The sequence below is a fragment of the Prochlorococcus sp. MIT 1318 genome, from assembly GCF_047304505.1.
In the GTDB taxonomy this organism is placed as follows: domain Bacteria; phylum Cyanobacteriota; class Cyanobacteriia; order PCC-6307; family Cyanobiaceae; genus Prochlorococcus; species Prochlorococcus marinus_D.
The window spans coordinates 1787216-1806963 of record NZ_CP138958.1; the positions used below are offsets into that span (position 1 = coordinate 1787216).

The 19748-nt window shown below is 47.7% G+C and carries 18 protein-coding genes; 7 read left to right on the forward strand and 11 right to left on the reverse strand.

The genetic code is table 11. The features are described from left to right. Positions 1 to 10: 10 nt before the first annotated feature. Together SIB66_RS09235 and SIB66_RS09240 are read right to left on the reverse strand one after the other, a co-directional pair. A complete protein-coding gene (locus SIB66_RS09235; protein WP_011130253.1) occupies positions 11 to 1339 on the reverse strand; it encodes an O-acetylhomoserine aminocarboxypropyltransferase/cysteine synthase family protein in 1329 nt (442 codons plus the stop codon). Between the two features lie 43 nt (positions 1340 to 1382). Then, positions 1383 to 2078: a hypothetical protein gene (locus SIB66_RS09240; protein ID WP_063405703.1), complete on the reverse strand. Its 696-nt coding sequence runs from the start codon at positions 2076 to 2078 to the stop codon at positions 1383 to 1385. A 16-nt stretch (positions 2079 to 2094) separates the two neighbouring features. On the opposite strand from SIB66_RS09240, the gene SIB66_RS09245 reads away from it, so the two are divergent. Further along, positions 2095 to 3162: a transglycosylase SLT domain-containing protein gene (locus SIB66_RS09245; RefSeq protein ID WP_063405704.1), complete on the forward strand. Its 1068-nt coding sequence runs from the start codon at positions 2095 to 2097 to the stop codon at positions 3160 to 3162. 305 nt (positions 3163 to 3467) lie between these two features. Here SIB66_RS09245 and SIB66_RS09250 read toward each other — a convergent pair whose 3' ends face one another. The 6 genes from SIB66_RS09250 to SIB66_RS09275 all read right to left on the reverse strand — a co-directional run bounded on the left by SIB66_RS09250 (position 3468) and on the right by SIB66_RS09275 (position 9078). Continuing rightward, a complete protein-coding gene (locus SIB66_RS09250; RefSeq protein ID WP_063405705.1) occupies positions 3468 to 4283 on the reverse strand; it encodes a CDP-alcohol phosphatidyltransferase family protein in 816 nt (271 codons plus the stop codon). A 164-nt stretch (positions 4284 to 4447) separates the two neighbouring features. Then, entirely contained in the window at positions 4448 to 5494 is a 1047-nt protein-coding gene (locus SIB66_RS09255) for an SDR family NAD(P)-dependent oxidoreductase (protein ID WP_063405706.1), read from the reverse strand. A 391-nt stretch (positions 5495 to 5885) separates the two neighbouring features. Then, a complete protein-coding gene (locus SIB66_RS09260; protein WP_413410329.1) occupies positions 5886 to 6092 on the reverse strand; it encodes a hypothetical protein in 207 nt (68 codons plus the stop codon). Positions 6093 to 6245: 153 nt separating this feature from the next. Then, positions 6246 to 6794, reverse strand: coding sequence for a DOMON-like domain-containing protein (locus tag SIB66_RS09265; protein WP_231901385.1), 549 nt, complete (start codon positions 6792 to 6794; stop codon positions 6246 to 6248). 20 nt (positions 6795 to 6814) lie between these two features. Next, positions 6815 to 7930 carry a phosphotransferase enzyme family protein gene (locus SIB66_RS09270; protein ID WP_063405708.1) on the reverse strand — a complete coding sequence of 372 codons (1116 nt, stop codon included), beginning with the start codon at positions 7928 to 7930 and terminating at the stop codon, positions 6815 to 6817. A 923-nt stretch (positions 7931 to 8853) separates the two neighbouring features. Next, positions 8854 to 9078: a helix-turn-helix domain-containing protein gene (locus SIB66_RS09275; RefSeq protein ID WP_063395174.1), complete on the reverse strand. Its 225-nt coding sequence runs from the start codon at positions 9076 to 9078 to the stop codon at positions 8854 to 8856. A gap of 198 nt (positions 9079 to 9276) precedes the next feature. Between SIB66_RS09275 and SIB66_RS09280 the strand changes: the two genes are divergently transcribed. Both SIB66_RS09280 and SIB66_RS09285 read left to right on the forward strand, forming a co-directional pair. After that, positions 9277 to 10491, forward strand: coding sequence for a metallophosphoesterase family protein (locus SIB66_RS09280; protein WP_063405733.1), 1215 nt, complete (start codon positions 9277 to 9279; stop codon positions 10489 to 10491). A 7-nt stretch (positions 10492 to 10498) separates the two neighbouring features. Beyond that, on the forward strand, positions 10499 to 13255 hold the full coding sequence (locus SIB66_RS09285) for an AAA family ATPase (protein WP_063405709.1): 2757 nt from the start codon (positions 10499 to 10501) through the stop codon (positions 13253 to 13255). 123 nt (positions 13256 to 13378) lie between these two features. Here the strand turns inward: SIB66_RS09285 and SIB66_RS09290 are convergent, their stop codons facing one another. Further along, the gene (locus tag SIB66_RS09290; RefSeq protein ID WP_063405710.1) at positions 13379 to 14890 is read right to left on the reverse strand and encodes a hypothetical protein; all 1512 of its coding nucleotides are present in this window, start codon (positions 14888 to 14890) and stop codon (positions 13379 to 13381) included. A 324-nt stretch (positions 14891 to 15214) separates the two neighbouring features. Here SIB66_RS09290 and stpA point away from each other — a divergent pair, with 324 nt between their 5' ends. Further along, complete coding sequence (gene stpA, locus SIB66_RS09295) at positions 15215 to 16420, forward strand: glucosylglycerol 3-phosphatase (protein WP_063405711.1); 1206 nt, start codon at positions 15215 to 15217, stop codon at positions 16418 to 16420. 584 nt (positions 16421 to 17004) lie between these two features. After that, complete coding sequence (gene arsS, locus SIB66_RS09300) at positions 17005 to 18003, forward strand: arsenosugar biosynthesis radical SAM (seleno)protein ArsS (protein WP_063400595.1); 999 nt, start codon at positions 17005 to 17007, stop codon at positions 18001 to 18003. Between the two features lie 31 nt (positions 18004 to 18034). Here the strand turns inward: arsS and SIB66_RS09305 are convergent, their stop codons facing one another. Further along, on the reverse strand, positions 18035 to 18340 hold the full coding sequence (locus SIB66_RS09305; protein WP_063405712.1) for a cell division protein SepF: 306 nt from the start codon (positions 18338 to 18340) through the stop codon (positions 18035 to 18037). A gap of 209 nt (positions 18341 to 18549) precedes the next feature. Between SIB66_RS09305 and SIB66_RS09310 the strand changes: the two genes are divergently transcribed. Further along, positions 18550 to 18738 (forward strand): DUF3721 domain-containing protein, encoded by a 189-nt coding sequence (locus tag SIB66_RS09310; RefSeq protein WP_236070088.1) that lies wholly within the window; start codon positions 18550 to 18552, stop codon positions 18736 to 18738. After that, entirely contained in the window at positions 18735 to 19214 is a 480-nt protein-coding gene (locus SIB66_RS09315) for a hypothetical protein (RefSeq protein WP_063405713.1), read from the forward strand. The genes SIB66_RS09310 and SIB66_RS09315 overlap by 4 nt, the downstream gene beginning before the upstream one ends. 16 nt (positions 19215 to 19230) lie before the next feature. Here SIB66_RS09315 and SIB66_RS09320 read toward each other — a convergent pair whose 3' ends face one another. Continuing rightward, a complete protein-coding gene (locus tag SIB66_RS09320) occupies positions 19231 to 19713 on the reverse strand; it encodes a Fur family transcriptional regulator (protein WP_370520960.1) in 483 nt (160 codons plus the stop codon). Positions 19714 to 19748 lie beyond the last annotated feature (35 nt).

Sequence of the window (19748 nt, forward strand, 5' to 3'; positions counted from 1 at the left end):
GCCTCCAGTCTCAGCTGATGGCCGCTAGGGCCTGTTCAAAATCAGCCTTGATGTCTTCGATGTGTTCAAGGCCAACAGATACCCTAACCATCGTGGGAGTGACTCCTGCAGATTCCTGCTCTTGAGCAGAAAGTTGTTGATGGGTGGTGGATGCAGGATGAATCACCAAGGTCTTGGCATCACCAACATTGGCGAGATGGCTAGCTAATTCAAGACCATTGATGAAGCTCACGGCATCATCAAAGCCTCCTTTAAGGGAGAACATCAGCATGCATCCCATGCCTCGATTCGTTAGGTATGTTTTGGCTTGTGCGTGGTATGGGTCATTTTTCAGGCCGGGATAGTTGACACTGGCAACCTTGGGATGATCCTGCAGCCATGTAGCAAGAGCCATGGCATTGGATGCATGGCGTTCCACTCTTAAACTCAATGTTTCGAGCCCTTGCAAAAGTAGGAATGAATTGAATGGACTAAGAGCTGCTCCCCAGTCACGCAGACCCTCAACTCGAGCTCGCAGTGCAAAGGCCACATTGCGATTGCTTGGAACGCCGAGCATCGAGCAGATGTCGCTGCCGAACCCGAAAGCATCCCAGTGCACCAGACCGTGATATGCCGCGCTTGGCTCACTCATCAGTGGGAACTTGCCATTGCCCCAGTTAAAGGTGCCAGCATCCACAAGCACTCCACCAAGGCTGGTGCCATGGCCTCCAATCCATTTGGTGGCACTTTCCACCACCACATCAGCGCCATGCTCTATGGGCCGAAGCAAAGCACCAGCTGCTCCAAGGGTGTTGTCAACAATTAATGGGATTCCCATGTCTTTTGCTAAGCCTGAAAGGCCTTTAAAGTCAGGGATATTGAAGCGAGGGTTTCCCATCGACTCCACATAAATTGCTTTTGTGTTGGCATCTATTTGAGTGGCAAAGCTATCAACATCATCACCATCTGCAAACTTCACATCAATGCCTAGGCGGGGAAACTGCACCTTGAATTGATTGTAGGTTCCTCCATACAAGAAGGATGTTGAGACAAGATTGTCACCAGCCTGCATGCAGTTTGTAATTGCCAGGAACTGGGCGGATTGTCCGGAAGCTGTCGCTACAGCAGCAATCCCTCCCTCAAGAGCCGCAACACGCTTTTCAAACACATCCGTCGTGGGGTTCATCAGACGGGTGTAAATGTTGCCGAATTCTTTAAGACCAAACAGGTTGGCACCATGTTCAGCGTCATTAAAGACATACGAACTGGTTTGATAAATGGGTACAGCCCGTGAGTTCGTGACAGGATCAGCTACCTGGCCGGCATGAAGCTGGAGGGTTTCGAAGCGATGTGAAGTCAACTACACGTAAAAAGGAAGGTCCCTTCTTTCTAGCAACTTAGTCTCAGGCGCGGTTCCAGTCGTCAGGTGGAGCAGCTTTATCTGTCTTTGCTAAGGATGGCAGTGTTTCGCGAATCAAGGGCACCAATTCGGCCCTCACTTCCTGGCGGAATCCTTCGACCACAGAGGCATTGAGTATGGGATAGCTCTGATCGGCTGCAGTGTCTTCTTCTCTTAATTGGCGCCATTTTGTCGGCTCTTGAGCTTTGAGAGCGTTGAGGGGGGCCTGAAAATCAAAACTCACCACAAGGCCCTGCTCATCAGCCAGCTTTGATGCACGGTTAGCAATCGATTCACGTACAGCATCGAACTTCTTGGCCTTCAGGGTGTCTGGTAGGCCGAGAACAGGTTCGTAATAGTCGAGAGCTCGCAATTCTTCTTCCAGCAGGATCGGCCATGCGCCACGAGCGTTCTCTTCAAGTGCGAGAGCTAACTCTGCTTCATTCATGGCCTGGAGATAGAAGCGGAGCCTGCGGTAATAAGACTTGTCCTCAGTGGCTTTTTTGGCTGCAGCCTTGCCAGTAACGATTGCTGGCAGAGCGGCTTCAGCCTTTCTTAGGAACTGGCGGTCCTCTCGCTCCAAGTTCATTGCACCCCAACGCTGCCGGTAGTCCCATAGCTCCGCATAGCGGGCTACATCCTCGCTGGACCAGCCAAGTTCTTTGAGCTCATCAGCTCGGTGAGTGGATTCCTTGGCCACGCGAGGGTTTCATGTAATGGACGGCAGCGTAAGCGGCGGGGGGCTGATCAGTGCCATTGAGCCTTTGTTGGTTAGTTCCGGTAGCGTCATCTTTGCCTTTGAGTTGGTTGTCATGAGGAAACGCCACCTCGCTCTAATGCTTTTCAGCGCTGGGGTTTTAAGCCTCATGGGTGGCTTGGCTTTGAAGTCACTAAGTACCACGAATGTTTTTGTGGCGGAACGCCAATCCGCATCAAAAAGTCCGATTCTGCCAAGCGATGCCGATCGGCCACGTATGGCTGATGGACGTCATTACCCCATCGTTCCAGATGATCCGATCAAGCTTGCGGATCTTCTTCAAGAGGTAGAAGAAGCGCTGCTTCAACCATCAACACCTGAAGAAGATCTCCCAAGCCTTGGCCATCAACAACAGCTCATCTACCGGGTGTTGTCTAAGGATCTACCCACTTCTAATAAGGTGCTGGCTCACTTGCCGAGCCGTTGGCGTCATGTGGCTGAACGGCATTTAGTCGCAAGGCGTGAGTTTCTTGCGATGCACAGGAGATCCTTTAGACCTCGCTTAATGCCGGCCTGGAGAATCATTCCGCCCGAGCCTGCAGAGAAGTTATTGAGCTATTACCGCAAAGCAGAAAGTTCAACTGGTATCGATTGGGAAGTTTTGGCGGCAGTGAACCTTGTTGAGACAGGAATGGGCCGCATCGATGGTGTCTCTGTAGCTAATGCTCAAGGACCGATGCAGTTTTTGCCAACAACTTGGCAAGAGAATGGTATTGGAGAAGGGGACATCCGTGACCCCCATGACGCGATTCAGGCAGCCGCGCGCTATCTAGTACGCCGCGGCGGGCTGCAAGATATCCGTAAAGGGTTGTGGGGATATAACAATAGCGACCATTACGGAAGGGCCGTGCTCGAATACACAGCCTTATTGAAGGAAGATCCGCGCGCATTCACTGGCCTTTATCATTGGGAAATTCATTTTGACATTGATGCTGGGGATTTATGGCTGCCTGTTGGTTATAATCAAAACAAGCCAATTCCTGTGTCTACCTATTTAAGGAAGTTTCCAGCAAGTAGCCCAAGATAACCACTTTGATCAATTCATAATTGTCAGGAGGATGATCAATGGCTAACATAGTATGAATTAGGCCATGAATACTCAATAGCTTTTAATCCCCGCACATGGAGTATCGCTATAACCTTTGGCAATCTAAAGTTATTTGGTTTGACAACTTGTTGACGATGAGATATCTTTTGTAGGTGTTTCTTGAATTCTGTGATTAATCAATTTAGGGAACTTGCTCTTTGCAGTAAATGTTATTTGGCTGATCTGGAACTAGTGGATTGCAGTTAATACCTCTCCTTCAAGAAAGATTGACTATAAAGTATAAGCTATAGCCTTGCGGCCCTTTTCTGTGATTTTTTTGACCCTAATATTAAAACACTAAAGACAACCAGTGCCGCGATGATGTTGTAGACGATCAAGAAGATAGGAAAGGTTAGCTCTAGGCTATTGGTGCAGAGAAGTATCGCTATAATCAGTAGTTGGAATCCTAATCCAAAGATTGAGATTAGGCTCATAATCCAGTTTGGGATTGGGCGAGATCTTGAGTTGGTTATTTGATTGCCCTTGAACATTGTGTCGATAATCCAGTCTTGCCAACCGTAAAAAATTAGATATAGCTTATGAAGCATAAATAACACTCTTGGGTTCTCTTGAGGGTAAGGAACCGGAGAAGTCACTTCGGATATACGGCTTGTTTTATCCCCGGATGCCTGATGCCTTTTAATCACATAAAAATAATTAAATATTGTCCCTTGCAGTTGAAATGAGATCCAGGTAAGCGCAATTTTCCAAACAGGTATCATCAGCGGGATGCCAATTGCAAACAACACAAGCCCGTTCAGGATTAAATCATTTATTGAGTCCAAGTATCTACCAGTATGTGATGGTCGATTTCTTGCGCGAGCCATTTCACCATCTGCCGCATCAAGCAAGCTTTTTAATATCAGCAGTGAGCCTGCAAGTGTAAGTGCATAACGATTAAAAATTAGCAGTACACTAACTAGGCCTACTGCGGTAAATAGCCATGTTAATGTGATAGCGCCTATCGATGTAGGCAGCAGTCGCTTTACCAGCCATATTGCCCCTGGACGTGCATAATCTGACAGGTCCCAAAACTTATGTTCAGGGGGGAGTTTTGGCATTACAGTAGTGTTATTGTTGGCTTAGAAGAAATCGCAATAGTTTTACGATCAAGACTTGTCAATCTTTGAATGTGGATTTGAGATACATGCTGCATGTTGTCGCTTCTGCTTTTTGATAATTCAGGGCCTATATATACACTTAATTAGGTCCTCTTGAACAAAGCTTAGCATTGTGATACTGAGGCAGGTGGTAGCTCAGTAGGTAGTCCTATCAGCTCGGCGCTCACTTCCCACAGCGACTTGGCCAGATTGTTGTCCTGTGCTTCCTTGCTTACATTTGCTTCTTCAAAACGGTGCTGCCCTGGACCGTCAAGCCGATTGCTTCGATAGCTAAATGGAGATGTGTTTAACGATTGATCTGTCGCAATTCTCGACAGTAGAGACCCCGCATTTTCTGCTGATTCGCTAATGCGCAACAGATCTCGCACCACTAGTGAAAAGACCCGCTGACCCCATTCGTTGTAGCGCCGACTGTAGCGAAAGAAGCCTCCTGAGCTGCGAGGTATCACTAGCCCTGGTGCCCATGCCAGCACTGGTATCTGTATGGAACGCAAACTCAGTCGTCTTGCCAATTCCCGAGCGAACAGTACGTTGCAAAGCTTGCTGTCTTTGTAGGCCTTGTCTGCATTAAAGCTTGAACTGCCATCAATCATCTCAAAGCCGGCTCCGGTTTTGAGACCCGTCAAATCACCTAAGCCAGCAGGCTTGCCAAAGCGTCCGCCAGGAGAATTGGAGTCATGCACCTCGGAAGCTGTTACCACTACACGTGGGCTCATCCCTGCATCTAACAGCGGTAATAGGCGGATGCTCAAGGCCTGATGACCAAGATGATTCACCGCGATGGTGAGTTCGTAGCCCTGAGATGAGAGCTGCGCTTTTGCTGCACCAGTGTATTGAAGGCCAGCATTGAGGATCAAGGTATCGATTGGCTGGCCGATGCTCAATAGCTCATCAGCACACTGTTTGATGCTTTCCAAATCAGCTAAGTCCATGACTGGAGCTGAAACTGGGCTTCTCTCTTGCTGATGTTGAACTGTCTCCTCTGAGAGTTTTTTAAGCGTTGCCGTAGCTGTAGACCGATCTCGACAAGGCAGAATTAGCTGATGTCCAGCACGATGCATTCGAACTGCTGCTTGATAGCCGATTCCAGAACTTGCTCCTGTGAGCAGGATTCGGCGGCTTTGGACTGTTGACGAGGGGGCTTTGGTCATGGTTTGCACCCTATGCAGAAGATGGTGCTTGTTGCCTTGCTCTAGGGGATGGCCTTCAAGGCTGCTACGAGCTGAATTGAATTCGTTGCACCATCCTTTGCGTTCAGACCAACCACAATTCCTTTTTTAGGCAAGAAAAAGGCTGGGTAGGAGTTCTTTCCGCCTAGAAGCTAACGACTGTTTTTTGTCTAGTGCTCAGCTCTGCACCAAAGCCGACAACCAAAGTTACGACAGCAACCAGCAGTCCACCCCCATTTAATAATTGCCTCATCTTTGTCATGTCAGCAAGCGGCAAGGATGGCTGCAAGTTGAATGATAACGATGTTATTAAACATGGTGATCAGAGTCGTTGGTATTTATTTTGTAGAGAAGCGAACCTTTTCTGTCTATCTCACGACCAGCTCTTCTGCAGTTCCTTGATCATCCGCCATATCAGTTCACGCGTATTGGGATGGATTCGTTCCATATCGATGGATGTGCAAGCGCTGAGATCAGCCATTCGTAGACATTGATGGACTAAGGCTGCTTCTCGCATTAAAAGCTGTTTTTTACTGATGTTGCGTGCTGTAATCATGATGGCTATAGTGATGATGATCAAGAAACCGACGGCTGCTTGATTCTTTCGGAATCTATTAGACATGAAACTTCAATGTTTCAATGAAGTTCTGCGAATGCTAAATCTGACTGATCTAGAGCATTGGCATAGTTTTGCTTTTGAGCTGCTGCATTGTCCCCAGGAGGAGTGCACGATTTAGGGTTGAATGAAACTACGGCGGTCATGAAAGTCTGGACCTTGGCCTGTGTGGCGAATGGCCCAATAGCTATAACTTGCATCGGCATGTTTCATGACCGCAGTGAGAGAGAACTCTGGGCAGGAAATACCTGGAAACCAGGGCTGTAAATTGAGAAGCACATCACAGCGAAAATCTTTTGGTCCACCATGGATGCTGATGGTTGGGAGGAGTACGCCGAGCTCTGGTTTGAGTCCGTTGCGGTAGTTCTCAAGGGAGTAAAGATTCCAATTACCACTAGGGGCAACATTGAGTTCCCAGTATTTCTCTTGCCCAGGATGAGCGAGGAATGCCTCGAAGCACGTGTTCGACCAAAGCTCATCACATCGCTGTGGTGAAACTGCAGTGGCTGGCATTTGAAGATCGTTGAGCCCAGCTTCTCCTCGACTTCGAAGCCCATAACTGAGCTCAAGAATCCCTTCTTCATGCCATACAAACTCAGCACTAACTAGTAAGTTTGGTTTCTGCCTTGGTTCATAGGGAACCAAAGTGCATACTTGGCGTGTCATGACAGCATGGCGAGCCATCTTTAGCTTTGGCTCCTCAGGCGCTCTACCAAGCCAACAATAGAGGTCCACTGAGCTTCAATACTTTCCATGAGGCGGAACTGCACCTCCGCGCGATCAAGGTTTTGGTTTGGATGTTTCGTTTTGAAGTAGATGTTGCCATTGAGGTGATCAGTAAGGAAGCGCAAACCAAGTTCAAATGGGATCAATTTGATGCACTCGGGGATGTAGTGATAATCCCTTTCACTCAAGAAGCCTCTTGCTACAGATAGGTATCCATCAAGGATGGCTTCACATAGTGAGAGATCAAATTGAACCTGGCTGATATCGGTAGCTTCCTCTCCTGCTGGATTACAACAGGAACGAAGGCAATCACCAATGTCATAGTGAACCAGGCCAGGCTTGACGGTATCGAGGTCAATCAACCCCACCGCCTGGCTTGTGAGGTTGTCGATCATGACATTGTTGATCTTCGGATCACCATGAATGGGACGTTTCTTTAGTTCACCACGACAAAGTGCGGCTTCTAGTACATCGACACCAGCGCGACGGCTCTCTATGAAATGCATCGCCGAGCTAAGGCGTGAGTCTCGCTTCAAAGTTGTAACGCTACCACTGCACCTTATGGCTTGGGCGATGTCGAACTGTTGTAAGTAAGCAGGAGTAACGTGAAAATTCTCAAGCGTGTCTGCTAATCCATCGTTGGGGAGATCACTGATGAGGTAATGAAACATGCCAAGTGCATATCCGATTTCTTTAGCGTGTTCATAGTCGCGGAGTACCTCAACAGTTGTAGCGGAGTTGATGTAGGTGATGGAACGCCAGAACTGTCCATCTTGTTCAATCCAATGTTCATCTAAGCCACGGACTGGTAGAACTCTTGGGATCTCCCATCTCCTGCCGGTTAGCTCTGATGGATTTGAGGCTAATTTTCTTTCCACATGTTCAACAAGGTTGAGCATATTTTTCATCACGAGATCAGGTCGATCAAACACATGGGTGTTGAGACGTTGAAGCACAAAGCTCTGAGTTTCAGTACCACTCAAGGCCACTAAAAAAGTATCATTGACGTTGCCAGATCCCAGTACATCGATACTTGATATATTTCCTTGAGCACAAAACTGACCAGCAATACTCATTAGAGTATTGATGGTCACGAGTGGGGATTTTGCCAAGACTGCTTACTTGTGTCTTTATTAGCAACGATGATGTCTTTTAAAGGCTTTTGCCAGAGAACAGTGTGCGGAAAAGCAGGCGGTGGATCTCCGCAGCTCTCGCCTTGACTTTAAGACTCGATGATTTGCTCCAGGCATCACGCTAGTTCTGCACGGATTGAATTCTTTAGGTTAGGACATGGTTGCTTAGTGCATCATGCATCATGCATCATGCTTGGGATGATTGTTATGTTTTGAGTTGGAGCGGCAAGCCTTGTTCAAGATCTAGAGATTGATGCTAATCGTAGTAAATTTATTATGTTAACAGGCTAAGTTTGCGGGTTGCTATTGATCACAGTGTCTGGCTTTCAGGCAATCGCTTGATAAGTAATCTATAGTTAATCGAGCTTTATTATTCCTGTCGATCAAGGCATGGACAATCTATGACCGCCTATATCATTGGGTCTTGTTAGGTTGGTTGAGTAACCATATAGACCACCTTTTTGATCTGCATATTGTTGCAGCTCTTTCACAGCAACAGTTTCTCCAACTTAACATTCTAATCCTTGTCTATAGATATGATTCTTGTCTCGCGCGCAAGCTAAAATATTTAATATGGCAGCTTCATTCATCAGGAGTGACCTCTATTACGAACGTTTCAAAAGAGTTGTTATTCCTCGCTCAACTGATCTGTCAAGGCAAGGCATCTCGCTACACATCTGGAGACAATACAAGAAGCACTTTGCTTTGTTCTAGCGAACTTATGTGACCGAGAACTGTGGTGATCTACAGGACTTGCTAGCGCGCCCTTGTCTCTGTAGATCATTCCTGGGCTTTAGAATCAATCCGCTTGAATCAAGCTGAACGCAGTGAGGATTTCAACAAAGATTCTTCAACACAAGATTTGATTAGGCAACCCATTGACGTCGTATACCCTCAGCAGCTGCGGCCGCACGATTACGGACATCTAATTTGCGAAGGATTGAGTTGACATGCCCTCGAGCAGTTGTTTCTGCAATGAACATCTGGTGACCAATCTCGCGGTTGGTGAACCCGTCACACACCAGACGGAGGACAAAGCGTTCCCGAGGCGTTAATGATTTCACTTCGAACACTAAGGGTGGCAGAACCATGCTGCGCAGCTGAACAGTTTTAAATCTGACTATCTCTGCGGGGAATTATGACCAAGTCTGACTGGCTCCAGCCCAGAACACCTTTGAGGTCAGTGCTTGACATACTTTTAGGGCCACTTTGCCAAGTTGATCTCCCCTGAGGGGGCTTCAGAAAGAGCAGACTCACGGCAGCATGGGGACCCGGAGTGTGTTGCAGCTTTGCCCCGATTTCTCCACACCGCTGACTGGCAAATCGGCAAGCCCTTTAGGAATATCACAGATCCTCAGAAGCGCTTTCGCCTGCAACAGCAGCGGATCTTGTCTGTTTCACGGATCGCTGCTGTTGCCGAAGAGCACAACGTAGATGCCGTGCTGGTGGCAGGCGATCTGTTCGATTCCAGCACCGTCCCATCAGCTGTGGTGATGGAGGTCTTGGAGGTGATTGGTTCTATGAATCGTCCAGTCCTGGTGATCCCGGGCAATCATGACCATGGTGGAGCTGGAGGTGTTTGGCAACGCCAGGATGTTCAAAGGCAGTTGAAGGAACGAGCACCTTTGATGCAGTTGCTTCTTAAACCGGAGCCGGTTTTGATTGATCATGCGCTTGTTTTGCCTTGCCCTCTGCTACGTCAGCGCAATAGCGAAGACCCCTCAGCTTGGATCAGTCAGCTGGATTGGCAGGATCTAGCTGAAGATTGTCCTCGAATTGTTCTTGCACATGGAGCTGTGCACGGATTCGGGAGCACTGATTACAACCATGACAGTGCTGGTCAGTCGGAGCGGATCAACCGCATTGATCTTGACATGATCCAACATGGGCAGGTTGATTACATCGCTCTTGGCGACTGGCACAATCTCAAACAAGTAGGAGATCGTGCTTGGTATTGCGGAACCCCTGAACCGGATCGCTTTGATCAGGGAGACCAGGACCAGCGTGGGCAGGTTTTAGTGTTTGATATCGATCGAGGGACATGTCCCATCCCGAAGTCTGTATCAACGGCTGGGTTGCACTGGCACAATCTTCGGGTACAGCTCAGAACCACTAGCGATCTTGATCGACTGGAGCGGACTCTCCAGCAGCGCATTGGAAGTCGAGTAGGCCGTGATCTATTGAGGCTTGAAATTAATGGACAACTGAGCCTTCGTGAGTATCAACGCTTTGATGCCTTAATCGAGGTGCTAAGGACGCAATTGCTGCATGTACGCATCAAAGGAACCTGCCATCGACGTCCAGGTCAGGAAGAACTTCGGGCTATGACTGATCGCAGTGAAGATCATTTGATTAGTTCTATTGCCTTACAACTACAGGGAGAACTTGAAAACCTTGAACTTACCAAAACTCTTACAACTGAACAGCAGAGCGAAGCCGAGCTGATCGAGTTGGCTCTTTGTGAACTCCATCGGCTTTGCAGTGAGTCATCCTTAAATAACTGATCGCCCTATGCGCTTATTGCACTGCCATCTTGAAAATATTCGCCGTCATCGGCTCTTGGATATCGACTTCTCGCCCGGATTGACGTTGATTTCTGGAGCCAATGAAAGCGGGAAAAGCTCACTTGTGGAGGCGATGCATCGAGGCTTATTTCTCAAGGCCACAGCTAGCGGATCGCTAGTAGAAGCGTTGCGCTCTAATCTTTTTCCAGGTCACCCCCTCATTGAACTTTCTTTTGAAGCAAAAGGTGCGATCTGGTCGTTGAGCAAACGCTTTAGTGGTCAGAGTGGCAGCGTAAGGCTTGATGGAACCGGGCAAGAAGTTCCACTCAGCGGTTCTGCGGCAGAAGAGCTCCTAGCAAAACTTCTCGGAGTTGATGAGATCGTTGGCAGTCGTCAGGCCGCGCGAGTCCTTCCGAGTCGATGGGCTCATCTCTGGGTGTTACAGGGACTCGCTGGCCAGAATCTTTTAGATCAAGGACCCCAGCATTACGACCTCAATGGGTTGATGCAGCAATTGGAGCAACGGGCAGAAGTGTCTTTGCAATCACCTCTTGATCAAAAGGTGAGTACGGAGCTGGAGGCTCTTGTGGAAGCCACTTTCACGAGTCGAGGGGTTCGTCGTAACTCACTTCTTTGGCAATGTCAGCAACAACGAGAGAGAGCGGAAGATGCGCTTAAAACTGCTGAACTGCAACGGGACAGCTTTGAATCCACCAGTGCAGAGTTGGATCAACTTGAACATGAGCTTGACTTGCTCACGTCAGACCGCAAACCTGCCCTCAAGAAGCGACGTTTCGAGTTGCAAACGCAACAGGAGCAGACCCGCCAGGACGAAGCTGCTCTGCTCCTTTATCGACAGCAGCTCGAACCTCTTCAACTGCGAAAGAAACAACTGCAAAGCGTCCTTCATGCCAATCATCAAATCCACAATGAATTTCTCCTCTGCCAGAAGAATCTTGAGGATGGCAGTGAGCAGCAGACTCTGCTTAAGCACAGCCTTAGTGAGACCAAAAAGCAGATTGAGACCACACAGCAAGAGCTCGATGATCTGGATCAACAACGATCGGACTGGGAATTAAGGGGTCTGCACATGAGACGGTTAGAAGAACTCACACAGCTCAAGCTTCAACGCGAATCCCTCCAACGACAGCACAACGAGCAACAACGCTTGCGCAAACAATTCCAAACACTGCAAATTCAACTCGATGCACTGCCTGATCTTGGTGTGGCTAACTTGCAGCGTCTTCGTGATTGTTATGACCAAGTCAAAGGATGTGCTATTCGCATTGAAACGATGGCATCTGAATTCAATCTAGAACGTGCAGATCAGCCTGTACTTGTCGATGGTTTTCCCCTGAAGGAGGGTGAGAAGAAACGCCTTATATCAAGTTTCACCGTGAATGTTGGTGATGGAGTTCGCTTTCATATTAATCCTGGCCAAGGTACGGGAATTGAAGAACTAAAACGTGACCATGAGAGGCATCTTCTGAAGTACACGGAGACCCTGAAGGCTTGGCAAGTGAAATCTTTGGAGGAAGCCGAACAAAAGATTAATCACAGGAATCAGTTGAGTCAGCAATTGAATCTTATCAACGAACAACTCAATGGATGTCAAGATGGACATGATGGAAATATAAGCCTATCTCTACAGAAAAAACAACTTGAAAATCGTCAGCAAGAAATTGAACAAGAGATGACCTCAGAATCAGAACTTTCCAAGCTAGATGATAGTTTATTCTCTAATGATGGAAGCTTGAATCAACTTCTTGATCTCGATACCATCCGCGTTGAGCTTAAGCGATATCGCCAGAGCTACAGAACCATTAGTGAGTCAATTAAGGTGATCAAGTTGCGACTTCAGCAGCTGCATAGGGAAGAGTATGAGCAAGACAAGAACTTACAGAAGCTTACACTTTCGCTTGAGGTGTTAAGTGCAAAACAAATCGAACGAAAACAACATATGAAATCTCTTTTGGCTGAACATGGTCCTGAGCCAGAGATTGAGGAAAAACTACTGAAACTTAATCAATCACTGACTCATTTGGGACAGAAAGTTTCTGATTTAGAACAACAGCTCGGAAAACAAACTCTACAAGCCATCAAGTCAGCTCTTGCAGAGCTGGATGCCCAAGAAAAACGTTTGCAGGAACATTTACAGCTTCTTAGCGGACAACGAGGAGCTCTGCGTGAACGCTGTGAAGGGCTTGGAAGCCTTGAACCTTATGCTGTTCTTGAGGAAGCCCGCGTAAACTTCAATCAGGCCAAGCTGGAGGAGCGTGAACAATTGATGCTTGCTCATGCACAGCAAAGACTCTTAAAATCATTTCAACAAGCTCAAGCTGAACTATCAAATCGATATACGACTCCACTTAGTCAGGCAATTTGTTCTTACTTAGAGCCCCTGCTTGGCAACCAAAATGATCGTTGTCACCTTAATTTCGACCCTCATGATGGATTTCGAGAATTAGGCCTTCGACGTGACGGTCAAAACGTACAATTTCGAGATTTAAGTGGCGGCATGAAGGAACAGCTCAATGGGGCTCTTCGTCTTTCGATCGCAGATGCCCTCAAAGGAGGACATGGCGACTGTTTGCCAATTCTGTTTGATGATGCTTTTACCAATACTGATCCAGATCGCATCGAGACAGTGCTCAGGATGATGACCCAGGCGGTAAAGCGTGGCCTTCAGGTGATTGTGCTCAGTTGCGACCCAACCCCTTACGAAACAATTGCTGATAAGACTATTTACTTGCCAAGTCCTTAATTGACTTAGACTTATAATCTGATAACTAGATCAGCTAGTTTGCTCATGATTCAAATCAATGGATATTTGCTTTTAATTCAGCAGATGTTTTGAAATTACTGGTGATCTGCTGGGGAATCCTACTTATAGGCTTGTCTCGATTACATTCATCGCTCTGAGATAAGCTGGTGTCTTGTCTACTGCCTCCGAATCATTAAGGAATGAATCATCTCGGATTGCACGACGCCCATTGTCGGCAATCACTGCGTTAACGATTAGATCTATGGCCTCTGGGTTGTCAAGATTTTGAAGAGCTTCGGCATATCTGCGGCTATGGGTTGGTCTGACAGATTCCTGGCAGTAATTAGTGAGTTCACGGCTTTCTGTCATCACAGAATAAGCAACTCCTTTGCTGGATTGATTTCCATAGATAGACATGTATAAAAGATTCACCATCGATGAATCATGCAGAGGAATAGAGTAATTACGAACAATCTGTGGCCAATAACGCAGAGACTTCAAGCCTTCTAACCCTCCCTTTTGTAGCCCATCAGATTCACACCATTCTTCAAGTTCTTCCATTTGATGAGGGCAGCGCTCTTCTTCCTTCATCTTTTTAGCGAGTACTTGCCCAGCTTGAAAGTTACGCGTTGGTTTGCCACAAACCGGAAGCATCATGCTGCCCCTAACATCTGCAACCATGGCAGTAAGTTGTGCAAAGGTGTGATCTCGCACCTTTTCCATCTCCCCATCTCGAGCCAATGCGGCTTCAATGCGCTGCACTCCGTAACCAAGCTCAGTTAATGAAAATGGTTGTTGATTGTAGAGCCCATGACGATCATTTCTACACATCGATACTGTGGCAGCTTGATCAAGACACTGATCTAAAAGTAAGGTCAGTAGAGTTGGAAGTACGCCTGGATTATCATGGTGATATGTATAACCAAATCCAGCAAATATTGATGCCATATTTTTTGCTGCTTTGATATATTGCCCTTCAATATTGTGAACGCCTGACGATACCTGGATATTTGGTGACAATCGATCCAGCATTCGAGCTCCAAGCATCGCTGTCAGTGCATTTGGATGGCAGAAGTTGGCCGTGAAGCTATCAAACGGATTTCGCAATGCTCCATGGCGGTGAAATCCTGAGAAGAAAGCTAGATTTGGTTGCTTTTCACATAGGACATATGATTCATTATTGATCTGGTTATGAGAGAAGGAACCGGCCAGACAAGCTAGAACAACCTGTTCTCGTTTCATCTCCTCACGTAGTCGACAAGCTTCCTCAAGGTCTAGCTCTACATGGTTGCTGTTCGCACTGAGAACGACGAGCTCACAGCGTTCAATTAGATCAGCCAGTGTGTTTGTGACACGAACTCCAGCTTTTACATGTGTGCCCATCTTGATAACAGATGCAACATGGGCCTCGTCCATTCCATCCAAAGAACCCTCTGGAAAGGCTCCCAGCAATTCTCGTTCTGGACGCGGGGCAAGCAATAAGCTGACACCAGCGGTTTGCATCGCACAGTTGTATGCCAGTGAGGCTGGATAAAGCCCCACGCTGTAGAACCCGACATTGCCTTTTTCAAGTGCTTTAATTCTGCTTTGAATCAACTCCGGATTTAGGGACTTGGTGAAAAAACTGTTGTTCATCACTTCTCCTTGCTTCTATGCAGATTTGTTGTTGTCTTCTTTAACCCTACGGATGCAGCTGATCTCAGGAAAATGGGAATTTGCATATCACCATATTAAAACGTTTAATCTCTATGATAAATCGAGCAGCTTCTGTTCAGATCGGTCTGCTTTTGTTGCCTTTAGTTCAATCAGGATCTGCTCAACAAACAGCTGAACTTTCACCTCGCGCCAATACAGCTGCTCATTAGTCAGCAGGTGCTAGCCACAGTGTTTCCATGTCAGTGGCTTGGCCCATCGTGCTCAACGTGGGAAGGTGTGTAGACCCGGCCATAGCAACCAAACATGGGCCACATCGACCTCGATCAGCTTTTGGCTGAGATGGTCAGTACTGAAGACCTCTTGATCGTTCAGGATCTTGACGGCGTTTGTATCCCTCTTGTCAAGGATCCTCTGACGAGAGTTTTGGATCCTGCCTACGTATGGGCAGCCAAAAGGCTTGAGGGGTCTTTTTCTGTACTGACCAATGGAGAGCATGGCGGACATCGTGGAGTCAATTGTGTAGTCGAGAGGGCTTTGGGTGATCCCCAGCTGCCGGCTAAGCAGGGCCTCTACTTACCGGGATTAGCCGCAGGCGGAGTGCAACTGCAGAATTGTTATGGCGAGATTAGTCATCCCGGCATTAGTGATGCAGAAATTGCCTTTCTTGCTGCACTGCCTAGCCGAATGCAGACCTTGCTGGAACAGCGTCTCCCTGCATTGCTTCCCCAGATCACCTCTGATGAGATCCAAACCCTCGCAAAGATGTCAGTTCTTGATACAGAGCTATCGCCCACAATTCTCTTGAATGGCTTGTTTAGCCTGTCTCCTGACGATGTTGGTATTCAGCAATCCCTGCAAATTATGCTGCAGGAGTTGATGAATGAATTGATTAATAGTGCAATAAGTGCTGGTTTGCCTAATTCGTTTTTTCTGCATATTGCTCCCAACATGGGCTGTGATGGACAACGGGAGAGGCTCAAGCCTGCTGCCCCTGGCGATGTAGGCACTACTGATATCCAGTTCATGCTCAAAGGTGCTGTTAAGGAAGCCGGACTATTGGTTTTGATTAACAAGCATATCGCTCAACACAAAGGCACAGCTCCTCTCGGCAAAGACTTTGATGTGCGTTCAGCACCTAAGACTCATCAGGGATTGTTGGATCTCTGCCGCAAACATATTCCTGTTGATCAGATGCCACTGTTGATGGGTGTGGGTGATACGGTTACATCCAATCCATCTCCAGATGGAACTGGATGGTTACGTGGCGGAAGCGACCGCGGTTTTCTTACCTTGCTACAGGATTTAGGTGCAACTTATAACCGAACCAATCGAGTGGTTCTTGTCGATAGTAGTGGTGGTGAAGTATACCGACCCAGCTTGGCGGATGAACGTTTACAAGGGATCAGTGATCCTGAGGATCCCTTGCATTTTGATGTACTGGTTCCTAGCGGCCCCAGCACGTACGTGGCTTGGTTTAGGTCACTTGCTGAACGTCGTTCAGCTCGTTGAATGCTGTAATTAGCAATCTTTGGGAGGCTTAAGAGGAGACCATTCCTTAGTCCCTATTGGGCCTCAAGGGTGAGAATAGATATCAGCAATAGAGTTCCTTCACCTTGAATGATTGTTTTTAACCATGTCTTTTTTAGAAAGAGATTCTTTTTAAGGTTAATCATTTTTTAGTGTAAATATACATTGCTGCCTGTCGGTGCCCCTTGGGAAGCACGGCATTGAGACTTGCCCTACTCCTCGAGTATTTTGCATCATCTCTGCAGCATGATTGATCGTCTTGCTATTTATCTCTCTCGATCGATAAAGCAAGAGTTGGAAAGTAAATGTTGTACAGACTTGAGCCCAAATGTAGCAAGCATAGGATGTCTTGTGTATGTTTTATTGTTATCTCTTTGCTCTTGTGCTAGTGGATGAGAACTTCAATAGAGAGCTTCCGTTGAACGTAAGTAAAGTATTGCACTTCTATTAAGTCGTCTCGCTAAGGGTTCTGTTTGCAACGAATCATCAGTTTGTTTCGACATCAGCAGTAATAACTAACTAAGTGGTTTGTTTGCCATTGGCCACGTCAGGATGATTGCACTCAAATGATTTCTGTGTTGCCTTCTCACGACACATCAGCAACTGCGTTTCGATCTGAGGTTTTCCCGGAGCTGCATCGGGACAACCTACGTACTTTGCAGGTCAACCTTGGTTACCGATGCAACCAGAGCTGTGCCCACTGCCATGTGAATGCAGGGCCGACCCGTCTGGAAATGATGGATCCCCAAACCATGGCCTTGATACCAAAGGTGTTGGATCAATACCAGCTGGAATGTCTTGACCTCACCGGTGGCGCTCCCGAGCTTCACCCAGGATTTAAGGATTTGGTCATTCAGGCCAGCTGTTTGGGTGTGGAGGTTATCGACCGTTGCAACCTAACCATCCTCACTGAGCCAGGCCAGGAAAACTTGGCGGCTTTTCTCGCCAAACATCGTGTCACTGTGGTGGCTTCTCTGCCTTGTTACGAGGCGGAGAATGTAGACCAACAACGTGGCAAAGGAGTGTTTGAACGCAGCCTTATTGGATTACGTCAGTTGAATCAACTTGGTTATGGGCAAAACGATGAGCAACTAATTCTCAACTTGATTTTTAACCCCCAGGGTCCTCAGCTGCCTCCTCCTCAAGCTCAACTAGAAGAGGCCTATCGTAAAGAGCTAAAACAACGTTATGGCATCGAATTCACCAGGTTATTCACGATAGCGAACATGCCGATTCAACGTTTCGCTACACAGTTGACCATGTCCGGCCAGCGAGAGAGTTATCAGCAGCTTTTAGAAGGTGCTCATAATCCCGATAATCTAAAAACGGTCATGTGCCGAAGCTTGATCAGTGTGAATTGGCAGGGCCAGCTTTTTGACTGTGATTTTAACCAGCAACTGAGTCTTCACCTTAAGGGGCCTGTTCAACACCTCAGGGACTTGCTGGATGTCGAAATTCAATGGCCTGGTCAACCAATCACTGTTGGACCTCATTGTTTTGGTTGCACTGCAGGCAATGGATCCAGTTGTGGCGGCGCCCTTCAATCTGAGGGAGAGATCGGTTAATCATTCAAGGACCTGTGATCAAAGCTGATCATTAGCGCTCGATAGATTTGCCGCTTGAATCTCTTATAAGGGAACCTTGCAACGTCTTGATCGCGACAAGTGAAGGTGCAAATAGGAACACTTTCTCGTCAATGCGCACATATTGTCCATCAAGCGCAGTCACAGCTCCAATCACAAAATCAATGGTGCGCCGGGCATGTTCCGGCTCCATCCGACAGATGTTGAGCAAAACGGTGCGTTGCTCGCGGACAGCCAAAACCGCTTCAAAGACCTCTTCAAAAACCAATGGTTTGAACACGACGATCTCGTGCCACCAGTCAGCAAACGGTGCGTCCATAGCCTCGACGCTTGTGGAGTTTTGGTGCAGTCGATGGGCCTGATAGAGCTCTCGCTAGCCAAAAGCGAGCGAGAGGATTTTGTGGTGCAACCTTCAATCTGGATGCATCATGGATGGTGGAAATAATGGAGCTCATGGGCCGATCAGCCTCAACTACATTAAGTGGATCGCTACTATTGATTGCTGCAACGACTGGATTGACAGTTTTAATGGGCGAAGTCGGGATCAACGCTGCTGAAACATCAGCTACTGAACCGAAGCAGGCGATGTTTAGAACTCAAGCTGAGGCCGAAGCTGCCGCCCCACAATTTGGTTGTAAGGGGGCCCATCAGATGGGTCAGATGTGGATGGTCTGTGACAAGCACGGCATTCAAATGGAGTCTCAACACAATCCATGAACATTGCTGATAAAACTGGCGATGACAAAGCATCAGCACACTGCGGGAGCAAACCGAAAAAGCTGGCTATTGGGATAGCTCCCTTAGGCACAATTTCGATCGGTATTGTGCCAATGGGAGTGGTTTGCATTGGTGTTGTTCCCATGGGTGTTGTTTCCATTGGCGTTGTGGCCATGGGGGTGATCAATGCTTCTGTCGTTGGGATGGGCTTGCTTTCTGTTGGTGTAAGCACCATGGGAGTGTGGACGGCAGGTCCATTAAGCATGGGCTTGGTGTCTTTGGGTGGGTCGGAGATTGAAAATTCCCATCAGCATCACCTTCCCGTGAGTGGCAAGTCTGCGTCGCAGATGCACCCTCGCTTGATGGCCTACCCCACTCAATTGGAGGCCGAAGCGAAGGCACTTGAGTTGGGATGCAAAGGCGCTCACCAGATGGGAACCCATTGGATGCCGTGTGATCAGCATTCTCAGCACTGATGTTTGTCATCAGCCATCAATGGACATTGGTTGTAGAGGGTCTCTGACAAGACGGACATAGAGCCCTTACATTCAAGGTTGACTCAATCAGTTGGAACCCGATTCGCTCAGCAGCAGAGCGTCCAGCTTCCAGTACTGGCTTGCTCTCAAACTCCTCAGTACGACCACAACGCACGCATACCAAATGGTGATGATCAGGATGGTCGTGACTTGCTAATTCAAAGCGATGTCCGCCATCGCTTATTTCCAACTCGTGTAGAAAGCCCATGTCGACAAGCAAGCGCAGCGTGCGGTAGATCGTTGCTAGAGACACCTTCGAGTTTGCTTCTAGAAGTTGCCGATGGACTTCTTCAGCACTGAGGTGAATGCCAGAACCAATACTTTCAAAGAGATCAAGAACGCGGCGTCTTTGAGGCGTTAAACGTCGACCACCCTGATGCAAGCCAACCTCAAGTTGTCCATGGATACGGGCCAGGGACGAAGAAGTAGGCAAGGCCACCTCTGCAATGCATTTCTCAACAGTAACCGCTAATG

Coding starts and splice junctions, on each gene's coding strand:
- SIB66_RS09245 (WP_063405704.1), top strand. CDS start 2,095: ATGGACGGCAGCGTAAGCGGCGGGGGGCTGATCAGTGCCATTGAGCCT.
- SIB66_RS09250 (WP_063405705.1), bottom strand. CDS start 4,283: ATGCCAAAACTCCCCCCTGAACATAAGTTTTGGGACCTGTCAGATTAT.
- SIB66_RS09255 (WP_063405706.1), bottom strand. CDS start 5,494: ATGACCAAAGCCCCCTCGTCAACAGTCCAAAGCCGCCGAATCCTGCTC.
- SIB66_RS09265 (WP_231901385.1), bottom strand. CDS start 6,794: ATGACACGCCAAGTATGCACTTTGGTTCCCTATGAACCAAGGCAGAAA.
- SIB66_RS09270 (WP_063405708.1), bottom strand. CDS start 7,930: ATGAGTATTGCTGGTCAGTTTTGTGCTCAAGGAAATATATCAAGTATC.
- SIB66_RS09275 (WP_063395174.1), bottom strand. CDS start 9,078: ATGGTTCTGCCACCCTTAGTGTTCGAAGTGAAATCATTAACGCCTCGG.
- SIB66_RS09285 (WP_063405709.1), top strand. CDS start 10,499: ATGCGCTTATTGCACTGCCATCTTGAAAATATTCGCCGTCATCGGCTC.
- SIB66_RS09290 (WP_063405710.1), bottom strand. CDS start 14,890: ATGAACAACAGTTTTTTCACCAAGTCCCTAAATCCGGAGTTGATTCAA.
- stpA (WP_063405711.1), top strand. CDS start 15,215: ATGGGCCACATCGACCTCGATCAGCTTTTGGCTGAGATGGTCAGTACT.
- arsS (WP_063400595.1), top strand. CDS start 17,005: ATGATTTCTGTGTTGCCTTCTCACGACACATCAGCAACTGCGTTTCGA.
- SIB66_RS09305 (WP_063405712.1), bottom strand. CDS start 18,340: ATGGACGCACCGTTTGCTGACTGGTGGCACGAGATCGTCGTGTTCAAA.
- SIB66_RS09310 (WP_236070088.1), top strand. CDS start 18,550: ATGGGCGAAGTCGGGATCAACGCTGCTGAAACATCAGCTACTGAACCG.
- SIB66_RS09315 (WP_063405713.1), top strand. CDS start 18,735: ATGAACATTGCTGATAAAACTGGCGATGACAAAGCATCAGCACACTGC.